17 protein-coding genes are annotated in these 18,997 nt (G+C 72.6%); 9 read left to right on the top strand and 8 right to left on the bottom strand.

All coding sequences use genetic code 11. From position 1 onward, the window contains the following. The first annotated feature begins 60 nt into the window (after positions 1 to 60). Positions 61 to 2,571 carry a DUF3516 domain-containing protein gene (locus tag AB0F71_RS35475; RefSeq protein ID WP_360243827.1) on the top strand — a complete coding sequence of 837 codons (2,511 nt, stop codon included), beginning with the start codon at positions 61 to 63 and terminating at the stop codon, positions 2,569 to 2,571. Between the two features lie 97 nt (positions 2,572 to 2,668). Here AB0F71_RS35475 and AB0F71_RS35470 read toward each other — a convergent pair whose 3' ends face one another. Next, complete coding sequence (locus tag AB0F71_RS35470) at positions 2,669 to 3,520, bottom strand: hypothetical protein (RefSeq protein ID WP_360243824.1); 852 nt, start codon at positions 3,518 to 3,520, stop codon at positions 2,669 to 2,671. 273 nt (positions 3,521 to 3,793) lie between these two features. On the opposite strand from AB0F71_RS35470, the gene bioB reads away from it, so the two are divergent. The 4 genes from bioB to AB0F71_RS35450 all read left to right on the top strand — a co-directional run bounded on the left by bioB (position 3,794) and on the right by AB0F71_RS35450 (position 7,607). Further along, the gene (gene bioB / locus AB0F71_RS35465) at positions 3,794 to 5,017 is read left to right on the top strand and encodes a biotin synthase BioB (RefSeq protein WP_360243821.1); all 1,224 of its coding nucleotides are present in this window, start codon (positions 3,794 to 3,796) and stop codon (positions 5,015 to 5,017) included. Positions 5,018 to 5,047: 30 nt separating this feature from the next. Further along, complete coding sequence (locus AB0F71_RS35460; protein ID WP_360243818.1) at positions 5,048 to 6,352, top strand: adenosylmethionine--8-amino-7-oxononanoate transaminase; 1,305 nt, start codon at positions 5,048 to 5,050, stop codon at positions 6,350 to 6,352. Further along, positions 6,349 to 7,089: a dethiobiotin synthase gene (gene bioD / locus AB0F71_RS35455; protein WP_360243815.1), complete on the top strand. Its 741-nt coding sequence runs from the start codon at positions 6,349 to 6,351 to the stop codon at positions 7,087 to 7,089. Before AB0F71_RS35460 ends, bioD begins: the two co-directional genes overlap by 4 nt. Before the next feature lie 71 nt (positions 7,090 to 7,160). Further along, the gene (locus tag AB0F71_RS35450) at positions 7,161 to 7,607 is read left to right on the top strand and encodes a hypothetical protein (protein WP_360243812.1); all 447 of its coding nucleotides are present in this window, start codon (positions 7,161 to 7,163) and stop codon (positions 7,605 to 7,607) included. On the opposite strand, the gene AB0F71_RS35445 is transcribed toward AB0F71_RS35450, so the two are convergent. Beyond that, complete coding sequence (locus AB0F71_RS35445; RefSeq protein WP_360243809.1) at positions 7,586 to 7,951, bottom strand: putative quinol monooxygenase; 366 nt, start codon at positions 7,949 to 7,951, stop codon at positions 7,586 to 7,588. The genes AB0F71_RS35450 and AB0F71_RS35445 overlap by 22 nt on opposite strands. A 110-nt stretch (positions 7,952 to 8,061) precedes the next feature. Here AB0F71_RS35445 and AB0F71_RS35440 point away from each other — a divergent pair, with 110 nt between their 5' ends. Beyond that, entirely contained in the window at positions 8,062 to 8,388 is a 327-nt protein-coding gene (locus AB0F71_RS35440; RefSeq protein ID WP_360243806.1) for a helix-turn-helix domain-containing protein, read from the top strand. A gap of 44 nt (positions 8,389 to 8,432) precedes the next feature. Here AB0F71_RS35440 and AB0F71_RS35435 read toward each other — a convergent pair whose 3' ends face one another. Genes AB0F71_RS35435 through AB0F71_RS35425 form a run of 3 tightly spaced genes read right to left on the bottom strand, consistent with a single transcriptional unit; the run spans position 8,433 to position 9,168 of the window. Then, complete coding sequence (locus AB0F71_RS35435; RefSeq protein ID WP_360243803.1) at positions 8,433 to 8,594, bottom strand: hypothetical protein; 162 nt, start codon at positions 8,592 to 8,594, stop codon at positions 8,433 to 8,435. Positions 8,595 to 8,605: 11 nt separating this feature from the next. Then, the gene (locus tag AB0F71_RS35430; RefSeq protein ID WP_360243800.1) at positions 8,606 to 8,833 is read right to left on the bottom strand and encodes a hypothetical protein; all 228 of its coding nucleotides are present in this window, start codon (positions 8,831 to 8,833) and stop codon (positions 8,606 to 8,608) included. A gap of 8 nt (positions 8,834 to 8,841) precedes the next feature. After that, entirely contained in the window at positions 8,842 to 9,168 is a 327-nt protein-coding gene (locus AB0F71_RS35425; protein WP_360243797.1) for a hypothetical protein, read from the bottom strand. 101 nt (positions 9,169 to 9,269) lie between these two features. On the opposite strand from AB0F71_RS35425, the gene AB0F71_RS35420 reads away from it, so the two are divergent. Together AB0F71_RS35420 and AB0F71_RS35415 are read left to right on the top strand one after the other, a co-directional pair. Continuing rightward, positions 9,270 to 10,316 carry a Scr1 family TA system antitoxin-like transcriptional regulator gene (locus AB0F71_RS35420; protein ID WP_360243794.1) on the top strand — a complete coding sequence of 349 codons (1,047 nt, stop codon included), beginning with the start codon at positions 9,270 to 9,272 and terminating at the stop codon, positions 10,314 to 10,316. Between the two features lie 26 nt (positions 10,317 to 10,342). Further along, the gene (locus AB0F71_RS35415; RefSeq protein ID WP_360243791.1) at positions 10,343 to 13,171 is read left to right on the top strand and encodes a BTAD domain-containing putative transcriptional regulator; all 2,829 of its coding nucleotides are present in this window, start codon (positions 10,343 to 10,345) and stop codon (positions 13,169 to 13,171) included. On the opposite strand, the gene AB0F71_RS35410 is transcribed toward AB0F71_RS35415, so the two are convergent. The 3 genes from AB0F71_RS35410 to AB0F71_RS35400 form a co-directional block, all read right to left on the bottom strand. Further along, positions 13,155 to 13,364 carry a hypothetical protein gene (locus tag AB0F71_RS35410; RefSeq protein WP_360243788.1) on the bottom strand — a complete coding sequence of 70 codons (210 nt, stop codon included), beginning with the start codon at positions 13,362 to 13,364 and terminating at the stop codon, positions 13,155 to 13,157. The genes AB0F71_RS35415 and AB0F71_RS35410 overlap by 17 nt on opposite strands. A gap of 173 nt (positions 13,365 to 13,537) precedes the next feature. After that, the gene (locus AB0F71_RS35405; RefSeq protein WP_360243785.1) at positions 13,538 to 13,927 is read right to left on the bottom strand and encodes a hypothetical protein; all 390 of its coding nucleotides are present in this window, start codon (positions 13,925 to 13,927) and stop codon (positions 13,538 to 13,540) included. 113 nt (positions 13,928 to 14,040) lie between these two features. Further along, on the bottom strand, positions 14,041 to 17,076 hold the full coding sequence (locus AB0F71_RS35400; protein ID WP_360243782.1) for a hypothetical protein: 3,036 nt from the start codon (positions 17,074 to 17,076) through the stop codon (positions 14,041 to 14,043). A 274-nt stretch (positions 17,077 to 17,350) separates the two neighbouring features. Between AB0F71_RS35400 and AB0F71_RS35395 the strand changes: the two genes are divergently transcribed. Continuing rightward, complete coding sequence (locus AB0F71_RS35395; protein ID WP_360243779.1) at positions 17,351 to 18,796, top strand: aminopeptidase P family protein; 1,446 nt, start codon at positions 17,351 to 17,353, stop codon at positions 18,794 to 18,796. The last annotated feature ends 201 nt before the right edge of the window (positions 18,797 to 18,997 follow it).

Genomic DNA, 18,997 nt, shown 5'->3' with positions numbered 1-18,997 from the left:
CCGGCCGCCGGCCGCCCGGAGGCTTTGCCGGGGGTGGCGGCGAGCAGGCAAGATAGCCCGGTGACCCTCCTTGATCTGATGCCGAAGCCCGCCACTCCCGATGCGCTGTACGAGACCTTCGCGGCCTGGGCGGAGGAGCGCGGGATCACGCTGTACCCGGCGCAGGAGGAGGCGCTGATCGAGCTGGTCTCCGGGAACAACGTCATCCTGGCGACGCCGACCGGCTCGGGAAAGTCCCTGGTGGCGGCGGGTGCGCACTTCGCGGCGCTGGCGGAGGGGCAGCGGACCTTCTACACCGCGCCGATCAAGGCGCTGGTGTCGGAGAAGTTCTTCGACCTGGTGAAGATGTTCGGTACCGAGCAGGTCGGCATGATGACGGGTGACGCCAGCGTCAACCCGACCGCGCCGATCATCTGCTGCACGGCCGAGGTGCTGGCGCAGATCGCGCTGCGCGACGGTGCCCGGGCGGACATCGGCCAGGTCGTCATGGACGAGTTCCACTTCTACGCCGAGCCGGACCGCGGCTGGGCCTGGCAGATCCCGCTGCTGGAGCTGCCGCAGGCGCAGTTCCTGCTGATGTCGGCGACGCTGGGCGACGTGCGCCGGTTCGAGGAGGACCTGACCCGCCGCACCGGCCGGCCGACCACGGTGGTGCGCAACGCGACCCGCCCGGTGCCGCTGTTCTACGAGTACCGCCGCACCACCCTGCACGACACCCTGGAGGAGCTGCTGCAGACCGGCCAGGCGCCGGTCTACGTCGTGCACTTCACCCAGAAGGAAGCGGTGGAGCGGGCCCAGTCGCTGATGAGCATCAACATGTGCTCGAAGGCGGAGAAGGAGGCCATCTCCGAGCTGATCGGCGGCTTCCGCTTCACCACCAAGTTCGGCCGCAACCTGTCGCGTTTCGTCCGCCACGGCATCGGCGTGCACCACGCGGGCATGCTGCCGAAGTACCGCCGGCTGGTCGAACGCCTCGCCCAGGCGGGCCTGTTGAAGGTGATCTGCGGGACGGACACGCTCGGTGTGGGCGTCAATGTGCCGATCCGCACGGTGCTGTTCACCGCCCTGTCCAAGTACGACGGCCAGCGCGTGCGCATCCTGCGCGCCCGCGAGTTCCACCAGATCGCCGGGCGCGCGGGCCGGGCCGGCTTCGACACCGTGGGCCAGGTCGTGGCCCAGGCGCCGGAGCACGTGATCGAGAACGACAAGGCGGTCGCCAAGGCCGGGGACGACCCGAAGAAGAAGCGCAAGGTGGTGCGGAAGAAGGCGCCGGAGGGCTTCGTCGGCTGGACGGAGGAGACCTTCGAGAAGCTGATCGGCGCCGACCCGGAGCCGCTGGTCTCCCGGTTCAAGGTGAGCCACGCGATGCTGCTGTCGGTGATCGGCCGCCCGGGCAACGCCTTCGAGGCGATGCGCAAGCTGCTCACCGACAACCACGAGGACAAGGCGGCCCAGCGCCGGCACATCCGCACCGCGATCGCGATCTACCGCTCGCTGCTGGAGGGCGGCGTGGTGGAGCGGCTGCCGGAGCCGGACGCGGAGGGCCGGATCGTCCGCCTGACCCTGGACCTCCAGGAGAACTTCGCGCTCAACCAGCCGCTGTCCACCTTCGCGCTGGCCTCCTTCGAACTGCTCGACCCCACCTCCCCCGCGTACGCGATGGACGTCATCTCGGTGGTCGAGGCGACCCTCGACGACCCGCGCCAGATCCTCGCCGCCCAGCAGAACAAGGCACGCGGCGAGGCCGTCGGCGAGATGAAGCGGGACGGCATCGAGTACGAGGAGCGGATGGAGCGGCTCCAGGAGATCACCTACCCGAAGCCGCTGGAGGAGCTGCTCACCCACGCGTACGAGGTGTACCGCCGGGCGCACCCGTGGATCGGAGACCACCAGCTCCAGCCGAAGTCCGTGGTGCGCGACCTGTACGAGCGGGCGATGACCTTCTCGGACTACGTCGGCTTCTACGAACTCGCCCGCACCGAGGGCATCGTGCTGCGCTACCTGGCCGGGGCGTACAAGGCGCTGGAGCAGACCGTCCCCGAGGACGTGAAGACCGACGACCTGAAGGACGTCATCGCCTGGCTCGGCGAGCTGGTCCGCCAGGTCGACTCCAGCCTGCTGGACGAGTGGGAGCAGCTGGCCAACCCGACCGAGGCGGCCACCGCCGAGGTCACCCTGGACGACAAGCCGGCGCCGGTGACGGCGAACGCCCGGGCCTTCCGGGTGCTGGTGCGCAACGAGATGTTCCGCCGGGTGGAGCTGTGCGCGCTGGAGCGCTGGGACGAACTCGGCGAGCTGGACGGCGAGTACGGCTGGGACGCGGACCGCTGGGCGGACGCCATGGACGGCTACTGGGACGAGTACGACGACCTGGGCACCGGTCCGAACGCGCGCGGCCCGAAGATGCTGATCATCGAGGAGGAGGACTCCGCCTGGAAGGTCCGGCAGATCTTCGACGACCCGGAGGGCGACCACGACTGGGGCATCAGCGCCGAGGTCGACCTGTACGGCTCGGACGAGGAGGGCCGGGCCGTGGTGCGGGTCACGGCGGTGGACCGGCTCGACGGCTGACGGCGGTGGACCGGCTCGGCGGCTGACGGCCGCTCGGACGGCGAAGGGGCCCGGCGCGCGTCGCACCGGGCCCCTGGCCGTTCGTCACACCGCCGTGCTACGGCTGCATCCAGACGAACGGCTGCCCCGCCGCGTACGACAGCGCGCGGGTGGCCTCGTCCAGGTTCGGTTCGACGCCGGTGCCCGGGGCGCCGGGCGCCGGGGTGGTCGCCGCGGGGGTGCCCGCGGCGGGGCTGCCGGTCGGGCGGGCGTCGCCGGCGCGGGAGCTGGTGACGGTCACGTAGTGGCCGACGGCCTCGATCCGCGGTTCGCCGCCCGGCTTGCCGCCGCCGGACTGCGCGGGCGCGATGGTGGTGTCGGCGAGGATGAAGGCGACCGCGCCGGGCTTGCCCCGCAGGGTGTCGGCGGCCCTGGCGGCGGTGGACTGGTCGGCGAAGCGCAGCAGGGTGACGCTGGAGAGCACCGGGCGGTCGACGCCGGTGAAGCTGACCGTCAGATAGGCCTGGCAGCCGGTGTCCTTGAGCAGTTCCTGGGTGCGGTCCTGGAGCACCTCGTCGCACTTCTCACCCTGCCGGATGCCGTTGCGCCGAGCCTTGTAGCCGGCGACCTCGACCGGGCGCTGGGCGGGGAAGAGGTTGTCGGCGTTGAGGCCCTCGGGGTCGGTGACGGGCGGCGGGGCGCCGACCACGGGGGGCGTGCGGGTGGCATCCGCCTTGGACGGGCCCAGGCCGGGTATGTAGTCGCCGGGCGTCTCGCGGGTGATGATCCATCCGCCGGCCGCGACCACGCCGACCACGGCGACCCAGCCGACCGCCCGGCGGCCGTTCAGCCGCAGGCCGCGCCTGCGCCCGGTGCCGACGGCCCCCTCGGCTCCCCCGCCGGTCCGCTGTCCTGCCCGGCCGTCCTGGCCCTCTCCCGGAGTCGGGGTGCGCTCCCCCTGCGTGGTCATGGCGCAGATTCTAAGCACCCGCCGAGTGGCGCCGGTCACGGGGTCGGGGGCTTGTCGATCTTCGCCCGCCCCACCCCCGACCCCACCCTCGACCCCGCCTCCGCCCCACCTCCGACCTACCCGCCGGTAACCGCCCTTCGGCGCCGCCGTCAAGCGCGTGACCAGCGCCGACGCCGTGAGCTTCGACACTGTGGCAATCGGCACATCCTTCCGGGGATCTTCTGGTGGGTTTGCTCTGGCGCCATTCGAGCGCCAGCAGGCAGGATCGGCCCCATGGATCTGCTCGATACCCTCACCGCCAAGGGCCTGCGCGGCGAAGTCCCGACCCGCGAGGAGGCCCTGGCCGTCCTCGCCACCACCGACGACGAGCTGCTCGACGTGGTCGCCGCGGCCGGCAAGGTGCGCCGCCGCTGGTTCGGCCGCCGGGTCAAGCTCAACTACCTGGTGAACCTCAAGAGCGGACTCTGCCCCGAGGACTGCTCCTACTGCTCCCAGCGGCTCGGGTCCAAGGCCGAGATCCTCAAGTACACCTGGCTCAAGCCGGACCAGGCCGCCGACGCCGCCCGCGCCGGGGTGGCCGGCGGCGCCAAGCGGGTCTGCCTGGTCGCCAGCGGCCGCGGCCCGACGGACCGTGACATCGACCGGGTCACCGACACCATGGCCGCCATCAAGGACGCCGACCCCGAGGTCGAGATCTGCGTCTGCCTCGGCCTGCTGTCCGACAACCAGGCCGAGCGGCTCAAGGCGGCCGGTGCCGACGCCTACAACCACAACCTCAACACCTCCGAGAACACCTACGGGACCATCACCAAGACCCACACCTACGCGGACCGGGTCGACACGGTGCAGAAGGCGCACGGCGCCGGCCTGTCCGCCTGCTCCGGCCTGATCGCCGGCATGGGCGAGACCGACGAGGACCTGGTCGACGTGGTGTTCGCGCTGCGCGAGCTCGGCTCGGACTCCGTCCCGGTCAACTTCCTGATCCCCTTCGAGGGCACCCCGCTCGCCAAGGAGTGGAACCTCACCCCGCAGCGCTGCCTGCGCATCCTGGCGATGGTCCGCTTCGTCAACCCCGACACCGAGGTGCGGATCGCCGGCGGCCGCGAGGTCCACCTGCGCACCATGCAGCCGCTCGGCCTGCACATCGCCAACTCGATCTTCCTCGGCGACTACCTGACCAGCGAGGGCCAGGCCGGGCAGGCCGACCTCGACATGATCAAGGACGCGGGCTTCGAGGTCGAGGGCGCGGGCGAGGCCACCCTGCCCCGCCACCGCGCCGACGTGGCCGCTGCCGCCGCCTCCGGCTCCGGGTGCGGCACCGCGGCCTCGGCCTGCGGCAGCGGCGGCGGCTGCGGGCCGTGCGGCGGGCACGCGCACGACACCGACGCTGCATCGGCCCCGGCCGCAGCCGTGGAGGGCACGAACGACGGGCTGCGCGAGGACCTGGTCAAGGTCCGCCGCCGCGGCGCCGGCACCGAACTCGCGCCCAACGCCTGACCCTCCCGCACACTCCGGAGCGATCTCACCATGTCCCAGCTGTCCGCGGACACGCTGCTCGCCCTCGACCGGGCGCACGTCTGGCACCCGTACGGGCCGATGCCCGGCACCGTCACCCCGTACGTGGTCGAATCCGCCTCGGGCGTCCGCCTGCGTCTGGTGGAGCCCGTCGCGGGCGGGCGGCGCGAACTGGTCGACGGCATGTCCTCCTGGTGGGCGGCGATCCACGGCTACCGGCACCCGGTGCTGGACAAGGCGGTGCGCGAGCAGCTGGGGCGGATGAGCCATGTGATGTTCGGCGGGCTCACCCACGAGCCCGCCGTGCGGCTGGCCGCCCGCCTGGTCGAGATCACCCCGGAGCCGCTCCAGCACGTCTTCCTCGCCGACTCCGGCTCGGTCGCGGTCGAGGTCGCGATGAAGATGTGCCTCCAGTACTGGCAGTCCACCGGCCGGCCCGAGAAGCGCCGACTGCTGACCTGGCGCGGCGGCTACCACGGCGACACCTTCCACCCGATGTCGGTCTGCGACCCCGACGGCGGGATGCACCACCTGTGGGGCGGGGTGCTGCCCGGGCAGCTCTTCGCCCCGCAGCCGCCGGCCGGCTTCGACGCCCCGCTCGACCCCGCATACGCGGCGCAGTTCGAGGAGTTGATGGTCCGTCACGCCGACGAGCTGGCCGCCGTCATCGTCGAACCGGTGGTCCAGGGCGCGGGCGGCATGCAGTTCCACTCCCCCGCCTACCTGCGGATGCTGCGCGAACTCTGCGACCGGCACGGCGTGCTGCTGGTCTTCGACGAGATCGCCACCGGCTTCGGCCGCAGCGGCGCCCTGTTCGCCGCCGACCACGCGGGCGTCTCCCCCGACGTGATGTGCCTCGGCAAGGCGCTCACCGGCGGCTACCTCACCCTGGCCGCCGCGCTGTGCACCGGCGAGGTCGCCGACGGCATCAGCCGCGGCGAGATGCCCGTGCTCGCCCACGGCCCGACCTTCATGGGCAACCCGCTGGCCTGCGCGGCCGCCAACGCCTCGCTGGACCTGCTGCTCGGGCAGGACTGGGCGGTCGAGGTCAAGCGCATCGAGGGCGGCCTGCGGGACGGCCTCGCGGCGGCCACTGACCTGCCGGGCGTACGCGACGTACGGGTCCAAGGCGCCATCGGCGTCGTGCAGTTGGACCACCCGGTGGACGTCCCGGCGGCCACCGAGGCCGCCGCCCGGGCGGGCGTCTGGCTGCGCCCGTTCCGGGACCTGATCTACACCATGCCCCCCTACGTGACGGAGGACGAGGACGTGGCACGCATCGCTGCCGCAGTGACCGCCGCGGCGGTGGCCGGATGACCGCGCGCATCCTCTTCGTGACCGGCACCAACACGGACGTCGGCAAGACCGTCGCCACCGCGGCCCTCGCCTCGGCCGCGCTGCACGACGGCCGGAAGGTCGCCGTGCTCAAGCCCGGACAGACCGGCGTCGCACCGGACGAGCCGGGCGACGCCGCCGAAGTGCGGCGCCTGGCAGGCGAACTGACGGTCCGTGAGCTGGTGCGCTACCCCGAGCCGCTGGCCCCCGACACCGCCGCCCGGCGGGCCGGGATGCCCTACCTCTCCCCCGCCGAGGTGGTCGCCGAGGTCGCCGACCTCGCCGCCACCCACGACCTGGTGCTGGTCGAGGGCGCGGGCGGCCTGCTCGTCCGCTACGACGACGAGGGCCGCACGCTGGCCGACCAGGCCCGGGCCGTACGGGAGGCGGGCCTCGGCGCCGAGGTGCTGCTGATCGCCTCCGCCGGCCTGGGCACCCTCAACATCGTCTCGCTCACGGCCGAGGCCCTGGCCGCCCGCGAACTCCCGCTCGCCGGCGTCGTCGTCGGCTCCTGGCCCGCCGAGCCCGGCCTCGCCGAACGCTGCAACCTCGCCGACCTGCCCCGCTCGGCCGGCGCCCCGCTGCTCGGCGCCCTGCCGGAACGGGCCGGCTCGGCCGAGGACTTCGCGGCCCTGGCCGTCGCCTCCCTGGCCCCGGAACTGGGCGGCCGCTGGAACGCGGAGCACTTCGCACACGTCCACCGGCCGGAACGGCCCTGACTTCGCTCGATGGAGTGATCCTGGTGCCCGAATTGCAGATTCGGGCACCGGATGCTCATTAGGTTGCCCACATGACAGACGGGCTGAGCATGGACGAGGCCCTCCGGGCCTTGGCCGCCCTGGAGGCGGCCTGGAAGGACGACGACGAGGCGCTGGTCGCCCTCGCGGCGGGCGCGGCCGGGGAGCAGTCGCTGCCGGCGCTGGTCGCCGCGTACGGCGAGCACGCGATGGACACGCTGATGGCACTGGCCTTCGGGCTGCGGTCCAGCATGAGCGACGAGGAGATCGCCGAGCTCTCGGACGCCGTCAGCGCCAACATCGGCGCCCGGATGAGCGCCCTGCTCACCCAGACCCTCAAGGCCTGGGGCACGGTCACCGCCGCCGACGACCTCACCGTCACCAAGGTCATCGCCCACACCGTCATCGACGCGATGCGGGCCGTGACCGAGGACCCCAACAAGACCGAGGTGCTGCCGCTGCTGGCCACCTTCCGCAGCTACGCCCTCAACGGCGTCTGAGCGCGCTGCTCCCCCTCGTTCGCCCCCACTCGCGGAGCCGGCCGGTACGGGCTGTGCATGGTGAGGTAGCGGATTTCCAAGTCCCGCTCCAGGTAGTCCATTCGGTGCTCCCAGAAATCCCGGAGGTGCGGGAGGGCGAGGTGGGCGTCGAGGTCCTCCTGGCTCCGCCAGGCCTCGTAGAAGACGAAGGCGCCCGGCTCGTCCCGGTCCTCGTGGAAGTGGTACTCGAGGCAGCCGGGCTCCCGGCGCGTGGGCTCGACGAAGGAGAGCAGGAGCCGGCGCAGTTCCTCCGCGCGCTCGGGCTTGGGGCGGGCGAGGCCGACGAGGGTGAAGGGCTGGTCCACAGGGGGTCTCCGATCCAGTAGGTACGAAGTAGGTACGACGTGCGTCGTACCTCTCGTACGGTAGAGCCGCCCCGAGGTACGATGCAAGCCATACCTTGGAGGTGACCGCGATGCCCGACGACGAGGGACACCCCGCGCCCACGGAGATCCAGCTCGGCAAGGTGCTGAGCGCCCTGGCCGACCCCCTACGGCGGCGCGTGGTCCGGGAACTGGCCGCCGGACCCGACGGCGAGGCCCGAACCTGCAGCTCCTTCGCGCTGCCGGTCAGCAAGGCGACGGTCACCCACCACTTCCGCACCCTGCGCGAAGCCGGCCTGATCCGCCAGGTCGACCGGGGCAACAGCCGGATGGCCACCCTCCGCCGGGCCGACCTCGAACAGCGCTTCCCCGGCCTGCTGGCCCTCCTCACGGCGGAGGAGGACACCCCGGGCGCATGAGCACAGGCTCGGGCTTCGAGCGGCGCTCGAAGCCCGAGCCATTGCTAACTGCGTACCCTCAACCATCCTGCGGCGATGGAGAATCCACCGGTGGAGATGGCGAGGAAGACGAGGACGAACACCAGCGCGTCGGCCGCCGGGGATATGTCGCCGGGAATCGCGAGGACGACGGCCCCGGCGAGCAGAAAGCTGCCGATGGTGATCACACCGGCGGTGGCTAGGGTCGCATACCCCTGCGGAGGACGACGACCAGCCGCTCGATGACGTCCGGCCGGGCGGAGCCCAGGTCGATCAGGAGAACGCCGGTCTCCTTGACGAGGCGCCAGTCGATGCCGAGGGAGGGGAGTTTGATCTCGGCGGCGTTCAGGACGGCTTGGAGGTCGTCGAGAATGTCGGCCGCGTCGCGCCGGTCCTCGGCCGTGATCTTGTTGATCATGCTGCTCATCGGGCATCTCACAGTTCGGTGTTCGTGATCCAACGCGCTTCGGTGTCCCACTCGATGCCCCCACCGAGAGGCCGGAGGAAGGCGCTCCCGTGCTGCCACCCCATGAAGGCGGCCCAGCGGCCGGAACGGACGTCGAAGACCCGCTCGCCGAGGACGGAGGGCCGGTAGGGCTCGCACGGCGGCGCCACCCGCCGCGCGGGCGGCGCCGCCGGGGCGATGGCGTGGTCGGCCAGCCCCGCCTCCGGGATGGAATCGCCACACCGGGGACACCGGCAGGGCGGGAAGCTCCGCTGGAGGATGATGCTTTCGCCAGATTGAGCGTTAGTCATATCCACGGAATAACTCCTCTCTGTTGCTAACTCCTCACCAAGGGTGGCCAATTGCGCCTAGCATCGGAAGAGGTTCACTTTGACAGCCAGCATTGTGGAATGGCGTGATGACCATGGCGCAGCAGGAGCTTGAGCAGACCCCTACTCCGAACGAGGCAATCGGCGAACAGCTGCGCCGCTTCCGCAAGGCGAGGGGCCTCACGCAGGTCGAGCTCGGAAAGCTGATCAACTACAGCGACTCGCTGATCTCCCTGATCGAAACAGGAGAGCGCCCCGCCCCGCTCAAGCTCCTCCGGCGGGCCGACAAGGTGCTCGACACGTGTGGAGCGCTTGAACTCCTGTACTGGAGCACGAAGAGCAGCACCTTGATCGGCGGATTCCTCGCCTACCTCGAACACGAGGGCAAGGCCACCGCTTTCAAGATCTACGAGCTGAACGTCATTCCCGGACTGCTCCAGACCCGGGGCTACGCCTCCGCGCTCATCAACGCCGCAGCCCGACGTGGGGAGATCACTCCGGACAAGGTCAGCGAACGCCTGAACGTGCGCATGGCTCGGCAGGCCGTCATCTACCGGGAACCCGCTCCCTCATTCCATGTTGTGATGGAGGAGAGCTGCCTTCGGCCCGTTGGCGGCCCCTTCGTCATGGCCGAACAGTTGCGTCGACTGGAGAGTGTGGCCAGCCTCCCGCATGTCAAGCTGCAGATCGCGCCGTCCAGCCTCGGCGCAGACCTCCCAACGACCTGGCCGTTCATGCTTCTGTCCGCCCCGGACGGGGCGTGGATGGCATATCTAGAGACCATCCAACGCGGTTACGTCGAGCGTGACGACGAGAGCGAGATCCGTTCCCTCGTAAGGACTTACGATTGGCTCCAGACCCAAGCCCTCTCAGTTGCGGACACACTGAGTCTCGTCCGCAAGCGTCTCAAGGAGCTCGACGCCATGTTCCCCATCGCGACTGCCACGCCCGCCTCCTGGATGAAGTCCTCGTACAGCAATGGCGGTGGCAACTGCATCGAGGTCGCCCCCGGTCTCCCCGGGGTCCTCCCCGTCCGCGACAGCAAGGACCCCGACGGCCCGCAGCTCGCCTTCGGGACGGACGCCTGGGAGTCCTTCATCACCGGCATCAAGTCCGGCGAGTTCGGCTCCGTCTGATTCCGTCGGCCCACAGGGGGAACGCCATGCGGCCGGGCGCCGATCCAGCTCCGCTGGAGTTCGCCTTACTCGGCGCGCTGCGGGTGCAGCGCGCCGATACGACCGTCGAGCTGGGGGCGCCTCGGCAGCGGGCGGTGCTGGTCGCGCTCCTCCTGCGGCCGAACTCCGTCGTGGCGATCGACCAACTGACCGACGACTTATGGGGCGACGAACCGCCCGGATCTCCCGTCGTCGCCCTCCGCTCGTACATCTCCCAGCTACGCAAGCTCCTTGAGCCCGTACGCGAGAAGCCTTCGCTCCTGCTCTCCCAATCCGGTGGCTACCGGCTGGCGATCGATCCCCACCACGTCGATCTCTGGCGGGTCAGGCAGCTCCACGAACTCGCCGGGAAGCACCCGCAGCAGGCCCAGGCCCACCTCTCGAACGCCCTCGCCCTCTGGCGCGGCGAGCCGCTCGCCGACCTGCCCGGCCCCCTCATGGAGCGCGAACGCCAGCGCCTCTCCGAGCTCCGCCTCACCCTCCAGGAGGAGCGTTTTGCCCTCGACCACTCCGCCGACCAGCTACCGGAGTTGGCAGCACTCGCCGCCGAACACCCGTTCCGCGAACGCCTCCAGGCCCTCCTCATCCGCACCCTGCACCGCAGCGGCCGCACCGCAGAGGCCCGCGCCGTCCACGACGCCCTCCACGCCCGCCTGGTCGAGCACCTCGGGATCGAGCCAGGGCCCGAGATCACCGCCCTCCGCCACGAGCTGGACCCGGACCAACTCCCCTCCTCCCCTCCCCACTTCACCGGCCGCCAGGCCCACGTCGCCGACATCGCCCGCGCCCTCACCGACCGCACCAGCACCGGCCTGCGCCTGGTCACCGTCACCGGCATGGCCGGCGTCGGCAAGACCGCCCTCGCCGTGCGCGCCGCCCACGCCCTGCGCCCGGACTTCCCGGACGGCCGCCTCTACGCCGACCTCCGGGGTGCCGACCTCGTCCCCGCGAGCGCCTCCGACGTCCTCGCCGACTTCCTGACCACCCTCGGCATCCGCCCGTCCGCCGTGCCCCAGGACCTCGCGGGCCGGTCCGCGCTCTTCCGTACCGTCACCACCGGCAAGCAACTGCTCATCCTGCTCGACAACGCCCGTGACGACGCCCAGCTCCAGCCTCTCCTCCCCGGCTCCTCCGACTGCGCCGTCCTCGTCACCAGCCGCACCGCGCTGCCCGGCGTCCCGTCCGTCCTGCGCATCGCCCTGGACGTGTTCAGCCGCCAGGAGGCGATCGGCCTCCTGGACTCGGTCATCGGCCTCGCCCGGCGATCCGCCCAGCACTCCGACGCCGAGCACCTGGTCGAGGCCTGCGGCCGCCTCCCGCTGGCCCTGCGAATCGCCGCCGCCCGGCTCGCCGCCACCCCGGACCAGCCGATCGCCGACCTCCTCCGCAGCCTGGCCGAGGACCGGGAGGGGCTCGCCGAGCAGGTCTTCGAGCTCAGCTACCGTCTCCTCCCCCCGCCCCTGGCGACAGCCTTCCGCCGACTCGCCTGGGTGGAACCGGACATCGGCCTGGCTTCGGCGGCCGCCGTGCTCGACCTGCCGGAGCACGAAACGGAGCACCTCGCCGAGGCGCTGGTGGACCAGGCCCTGCTGGAGTCGACGGGCCCCGGCCGCTACCGCTTCCACGACCTGGTACGGGCCTTCGCCCGCCGGACGTCCCTGCACTTCGACCCGACCGAACGCAGCACCGCCCACCACCGCCTGCTGGCCCTGCTCCTCGCTCACGCCCGTACGGCCTTCGCCCTCGCCGTCCCCGGGGACCCGGTCGCCGACGTGTTCGGTGCACCGGCGCCCCACCCGGTCTTCGCGGACCTGCCGGAGGCCCGCCGCTGGGCCCGGTCCGAGACGCCCGCCGCCGTCGCGCTCGCCGCAGCCCTCGCCACCCTCGACCCGGACTCCGCCACCCTGCGCTCGGCCGTCGACCTGCTGATCGCCCTGAGCCCCCTCGGCCTGGGTGCCGTCGCCGGGCGGGCGGAGGAGGCGGCCCGCCTCCTCGTCGCCACCGCGCTCCACACCGGCGACCGCGCCGCCGAGGGCCGTGCCCGGTTCCTCCTCGGCACCGTCCTGCTGGGCCGGGCCCGGCTGGCCGAGGCCGCCGAGCAGGCCCGCCGGGCGGCTGGGGCCTGCCAGGACGCGGGCGACCCGGCCGTGCTGCGGCAGGCCCTCAACGACCTGGGCCTGATCGCCCAGGCCCAGGCCCGGCACGAGGAGGCGATCGCCGCCTTCGACCAGGCGGCGGCCCTCGCCCGCCACCTCGGCCACCGTTCGGGCGAGGTGGCGAGCACCGCGAACGCGGCGCTGTCCCGGATCCGCACGGGTCACGCCGAGGAGGCCGCGGCGACCTGCGGGCGGCTCCTCGCCGAACCCGACGGCACCGCCGACGCCGCGATGACCGCCTACGTGCACTACGTCCTCGGCCTGGCCCACCGGGAGCTGGGCCGACTCGACGACGCCGCCGCCCAGTTGCGCGCCTGCGTCGACCGCGCGGGCCCCGCCGGGGACCTGGACCGAGAGTCGGCGGCCCGCAGCCGCCTGGCCGAGGTGCTGCGCCTGCTCGGGCGGGTCGAGGAGGCCGTCGAGGAGGCGACCGAGGCCCTCCGGCTCGCCACGCGAGGTGGGCGACAGCGCGAACGCGCCCTCGCCCACCTGGTGTTGGCCCATGCGGTGACCGCCCGCGGCGACCACCCCGCCGCCCGCACTCACGCGGCGCAGGCGCACCGACTGCTCAGCGGCCTGGGTGCCCCGGAGTCCGCCGACGCCCGGTCGCTGCTCACGGCCCTCGCCACCGCCGACGGGTCCGTCACCTCAGCCGGATGACCAGCCCCGTTCCGTTCCAGGCGATCTTGCTCGCCAGGCACTGCACGTCCGCCGACCCCCCGCAGGCCGACGGCGGTGCGGCCGGCGAGCCGTGCCGTGCGGGATCCCCCGCCGCCACGGCGAACAGCCCGGACACCCCCGCCAACACCACCGCACCGACAACCGCGGTACGGGCCACCATGGTTCGCAACACTTCCCTGCTCCTTGCTCACGTGGGACTCCAGCGCCCGCACCTTCGCAGCAGCCGGTAGACAGCCGATCAACACGTCGGCGCGGGCTTCGAGGAGTCTCGAAGCCCGCGCCTCACCGTGCCGGACCGCGCGTTCACCGCGCCCGCACCGCTCCCCGCGGCAGGGTCGGTCAGGATCAGTGGCCTTCCTCCACCGGGAACGGCCCGGTGGCCCAGTGCAGCCGCGCCGGGCCGCTGCTCGGCCGGTCGTGGTGCAGGTGGCGGCGGCCCTCGCCGAGGGTGCCGAGGTCGAGCGGGGCCAGCGTGCCGACGGCCAGGGCGGTGGACTCCTGGCCGGTGAGCGGCACGACCGTCAGGTAGGAGGCGTCGTCACCGCCCGACCAGTTCGTGAACTCGGTGCGGATCCAGCCGAACCGCTGCGCGCAGGCCAGGCAGCGGCGGATGGACACCGAGAAGTGCGGGTCGGCCACCACCGCCGCCTCGTACGCGAAGCCCTCCCGCTGGCGCGCCCACACCGCCTCCGGGTCCTCGCCGTAGCACTCCGCGCAGCCGAACCTTCCGCTCACCCCGCCCCCTTCCGCGCACCCCGGCGCCCTTGTCCCGTCGCGCTGCTCCGTACGGGCCCGACCGGTGCCGACCGGTGCCGGCCGGCCGGGCCCGCCGTTCAGCCTACGAACGCTCAGCCCCAGTTGCCGACCAGCGGCTGGTCGCCCCAGTTGCCGAAGCGGGTGCCGTAGACGGTCAGGGTGCCCTCCTTGGCCGATCCGTAGAAGCTCCGGTCGCTGGGCCGGTAGACGCCGACGGTGTCGGTCCCGGTTCCGTCCCAGTCGCCCTTGATCGGGATGTCGCCGGTGTTGCCGTACTGGAAGGTGTGGTCCGCCTGCCCGCCCGGCGTGTTGGTGTCACGCAGGTAGAACGTCCGGGTGCCGGGGTCGTAGGCACCGATGGTGGTGCGGCCGCTGCCGCTCCAGTTGCCGACCAGCGGGGTCCACCCGGGGTTGCCGAACTTGAGCGAGTAGGTGGGGTTCGCGTTGTCGTCGCTGAGGTAGAAGGTCTGGTCGCCGGGCCGGTAGACGCCGATGGTGGTGCGGCCGGTGCCGCTCCAGTCGCCGACCACCGGGAGGTCGCCGGTGTTGCCGTAGCGGTACGTGCTGGTGGTGCCGTCGGCCTTGGACAGCACGAAGGTGGACGTCGCCCGGTGGTAGACGCCGATGGTGTCGGTGCCGGGGCCGTTCCAGTGGCCGGTCAGCGGGACGTCGTCCGGGTCGGTGAACAGCGGGGAGGTGCCGGAGCCGCCGAGGAAGACGTCGTTGTGGCTGTTCTCGCTGACGCTGCGGTCACCGGGCCGGTAGATGCCGACGCCGGAGGCCGCCGGGGTCGGCGTGGCGTTGATGACCGCCGTGCCGATGGCGCGCTGGCGCTGGGTGGTGAGCGGCCAGTCGGCGCCCTGCTGGGAGTTGAGCCAGCGGAAGTTCTGGAGGTAGACGACCCGGGGGTGCTGGGCCGCGATGGCGCGGTAGTCGGCGTTGTTGGCGGCGATCTGCGCGTCCGGGGCCGTCCCGCAGGCCCCCATGTTCTTGCTGAACGACTCCGGGAACATCACCAGGTGCTGGTCGGGCGAGGCCAGGGCGCCCTGCAACGCGGCCAGTTCCTGTTCCAGGGTGCCGCGGCCGGGGCAGTAGTCGTCGAAGCCGACCAGGTCGACGCCGCTCGGCACCGGCGAGGTCAGGTGCGCCGTGTCCGTGGTGTAGGCCAGCATCTTGCCGGGGAAGGCGTCCCGGACCTGGTTGACCTGGGTCTGCACCTGGCCGGCGTCGAAGCCGTGGTAGTAGGGCTCGTCCAGGGTGTAGATCGCGGAGAGCTTGTCCAGGTTGGCGCCGATCCGGGCGGCCAGCCCGGCCAGCGCCGCCGGGGCGTCCGGGTTGGGCGTGCTCACCGGCCAGGTCGGCGTGGGCACCGCGACCTGCTTGCTGACGTCGATGACGCAGGAGGCGGGGCGGCAGTAGTCCAGGAAGCCGGCGTAGCGCGGATCGGTGAGGTCCTGGCCGACGAAGCTGTTCATGTTCGTCCAGGGGAACAGCTCGGCGCTGTGGTCGACGTTGTTGTTGAACTGGTCCGGGTCCATGACGTCGAAGTAGCCGTAGTAGTCCAGCCCGCCGAGCATGCTGACCCGCAGGTCGTCGGCGGTGGTGACGGTGCCGGGGGTGCTGTGCTGCGCGCCGAGGTGCAGGTAGCCGTCCCGGGGCAGGCCGGCCGGGGTCTGGCCGGCGAAGACCGTGGTGCCGTCCACGGTGACGACGGCCTGCCGGGCGGCACCGCCCGCGAGGGTGAGTGCGACGTCGTGGGTGCCGGAGCCGGCCGGGACGGCGCCGCTCAGCAACGGCAGCGGCGTACCGCCCTGGTAGAGCTTGAGCGTGCCGTCGGCCTGGAGCCTGAGCCCGAGGGCGACGTCGTCGGTGTCCACCGCGCCGGTGGCGCCGGAGGCGTTGCTGACCAGCAGGGTCGCGGCGTCCGTGCCGCTGGTGCGGCCGACGGCCGGGGTCAGCCGGGCCTGCACCGTGTAGGAGCCGGACAGGTCCGCGGTGACGGGCTTGCCCAGCCGGACGGCGGCGGTGCCCTGCGGGAAGGACAGCACGTTGGGCGCGGCGGGGCTGTTGACCCGCACCGAACCCGCCGGGGGTGTCGCGGCCAGGCCCTTGGTGCCGGACACCGCCGTGTAGTTGGCCGAGACCAGGGTCGGCTGGCGGGCGCTCAGGTCGTCGTTCAGGCCGTCGTCGCCGCCCGCCGGAGCACCGTCGAAGGTGTCCACGAAGGGCTTCGCCCCGGCTGTCGCGGCGGCGTCGATCCGGCTGACGTTCACACCGGTGCCGCTGCCGTCCCCGAAGGTCGTCAGCTCGCCGGGGTTGGACAGGTACGCCCCCAGGTAGAGGAACGCGCTGCTCGGCCAGCGGTTGACCGACCCGGGGCCGGTGACGGTGAACGCGGTGCCGTTGACCGTCAGGGTCACGGCCCGGTCCGCGCCGGTCGACACCTTCACCGCGACCGCGTACCGGTCGGCCGGCGCCACCGAGCCCTGCCAGAACGGGGTTTCACCGCCCCCGCCGTGGAACAGCGCCAGCTTCCCGGCCGAGGTGACGGTCAGCCCCAGGTCCACGTCCGCGTTGGTGACGTACCCGTTGGCGCGGTGGCTGCGGCTGAGCACCAGCGAGGCCCAGTCGCCGCTGGTCGTGTCCCCCACCGCCGGATCCACCACCGTGGAGACGGTGTACGAGCCGTCGGCGTCCGCGATCACCGGCGCTCCCAGCATGACCGCCGAGATCCCGGTGGTGAACACCAGCCGGTTCGGCTGGTCCGAGGTGCTGACCTGGACGTACGAGGAGTCCGGCGCCACCGAGGTGTCCCAGCGGCCGGAGGTCCTCGTCCAGGAGACAGTCCGGGCGCTGCCCTGCTGGCGCTGGTCCAGGCCGACGTTCAACCCGCGCAGCGGCGCGGTGTTGAGCGCCGGACTCTGCCGGAAGGAGTCGGCGAACGGGCCCGCGGCCGCGAGGTTCACCGGCACCGGAGATGCGGAGGCAGGTGCGGAGCCGAGGGCGGCGGCGGGTGCGGAGCCGAGGGCGGCGGCGGGCGCGGCGGCCAAGCCCGCCGGCGCCACGGCCAGTCCGAGCAGCACCGCCGCGGCCGTCAGGCCCCGGCCGGTGCGTGGTATCAGTGTCACCGAGTCAACTCCCGGTCGTCGGAACGGTCGGCACCGGGTCCGGGCCGCCGCAGGGGCGAGCGGCCCGGTCGTGCGCGCGCGCACCGGTCCTCCCCCCGCCGGGATGGTAGGCGATGTGTGCGAACAGCCGTGGCCGGTTCCCGGATCCGGCACCGGCCCCTTCTCTTCGGACGCCGTTCGATATACGGTACACAACGCTTGTTACGTACCCGCGTACCAGGCAGGTCGGCGCGACGAGGCGCCGCATCTCCCCGCCCCCTCAGGAGAGTTCGCTGTGACCGAGCCCACCGAAGCCACCGAGACCATCAAGTACCGCAAGAACGGCCTCACCCGCGGGGTCACCGAGGAACTCGCCGAGAGCATGAAGCGCGGCTGGGCCGACACCGAGCGCCACGCCCTGGAGCCGATCCCGCAGGCCGCCCACACCGAGCGCCGCCGGGCCGCGCTGTCCGCCGCCTTCCCCGGCGAGCTGCTGGTGGTCCCGTCCGGCAACCCCAAGGTGCGGGCCAACGACACCGACTACCCGTTCCGCCCCTCCTCCGACTACGTGTACCTGACCGGGGACCAGTCCCAGGACGCCGTACTGGTCCTGGAGCCCACCGGCGCCAGCGGCCACCGCGCGGTGCTCTACCTGCGCAACCGCTCCGACATCGAGAGCGGCGAGTTCTGGCTCGACAACCACGGCGAACTGTGGGACGGCCGCCGCAACAGCCTCACCGAGAGCGAGAAGCTCTTCGGCCTGCCCTGCCGGGACGTCCGCACCGCGCACGCCGACCTGGCCGCGGCCACCGCCCCGGTCCGGGTGCTGCGCCGGCACGACGCCGGGGTGGAGGCCGCCGTCGGCGGGCGCACGGACCCCGAGCGGGACGCCGAGTTCGAGGTCTTCCTCTCCGGCCTGCGGCTGGTGAAGGACGAGTTCGAGATCGCCCAGCTGCGCCACGCCTGCCGGGCCACCGCCCGCGGCTTCGAGGACGTGGTGCGCGTCCTGGGCACGGACGCCGCGACGCCGGAGCGCCTGATCGAGGGCACCTTCTTCGTCCGCGCCCGGCTGGAGGGCAACGACGTCGGCTACAGCACCATCGCCGCCGCCGGGCCGCACGCCACCACCCTGCACTGGGTGCGCAACAACGGCCAGGCCCGCCCCGGCGACCTGCTGCTGCTCGACGCGGGCGTGGAGACCAACGAGCTCTACACCGCCGACGTGACCCGCACCCTGCCGGTCTCCGGCCGCTTCACCGACGTCCAGCGCAAGGTCTACGACGCGGTGCACGCCGCCCAGGAGGCCGGCATCGCCGCCGTACGGCCGGGCGCGGACTTCCGCGACTTCCACCACGCCGCCCAGCGCGAACTGGCCGAACACCTCACCGCCTGGGGCCTGTTCGGCGACCTCACCGCCGACAAGGTGTACGAGCTGGGCCTGCACCGCCGCTTCACCCTGGCCGGGACGGGCCACATGCTCGGCCTCGACGTCCACGACTGCGCCCACTCCCGCACCGAGGAGCACGTCGACGGCACGCTGCTGCCGGGCATGGTGCTCACCGTCGAACCGGGCCTGTACTTCCAGCAGAACGACCTGACCGTGCCGGAGGAGTTCCGGGGCATCGGGGTCCGGATCGAGGACGACATCCTGGTCACCGAGGACGGCAACGAGAACCTCTCCGCCGACCTCCCCCGCGGCTCCGCCGAGGTCGAGGCCTGGCTGGCCGAGCTGCGCGGCTGACGGCTCCGCGGCCGACGGCTCCGCGGCCGACTGCCGGAGTGGGGGGGGCGGGGGGGGGCGGGGCCCCCCCCCCCCCGGGGCCCCCCCCCCCCCCCCCCCCCCCCCCCCCCCCCCCCCCCCCCGCGCGGCCCCCGCCGCCCCCCCCCCCCCCCCCCCCCCCGCCCCCCCCCCCCCCCACCCCCCCCCCCCCCCCCCCCACCG

The organism is Kitasatospora sp. NPDC028055 (assembly GCF_040637885.1).
Taxonomy (GTDB): domain Bacteria; phylum Actinomycetota; class Actinomycetes; order Streptomycetales; family Streptomycetaceae; genus Kitasatospora.
The sequence above is the reverse complement of the archived record's forward strand: the minus strand, read 5'-3'. Positions and strand labels throughout refer to the sequence as shown.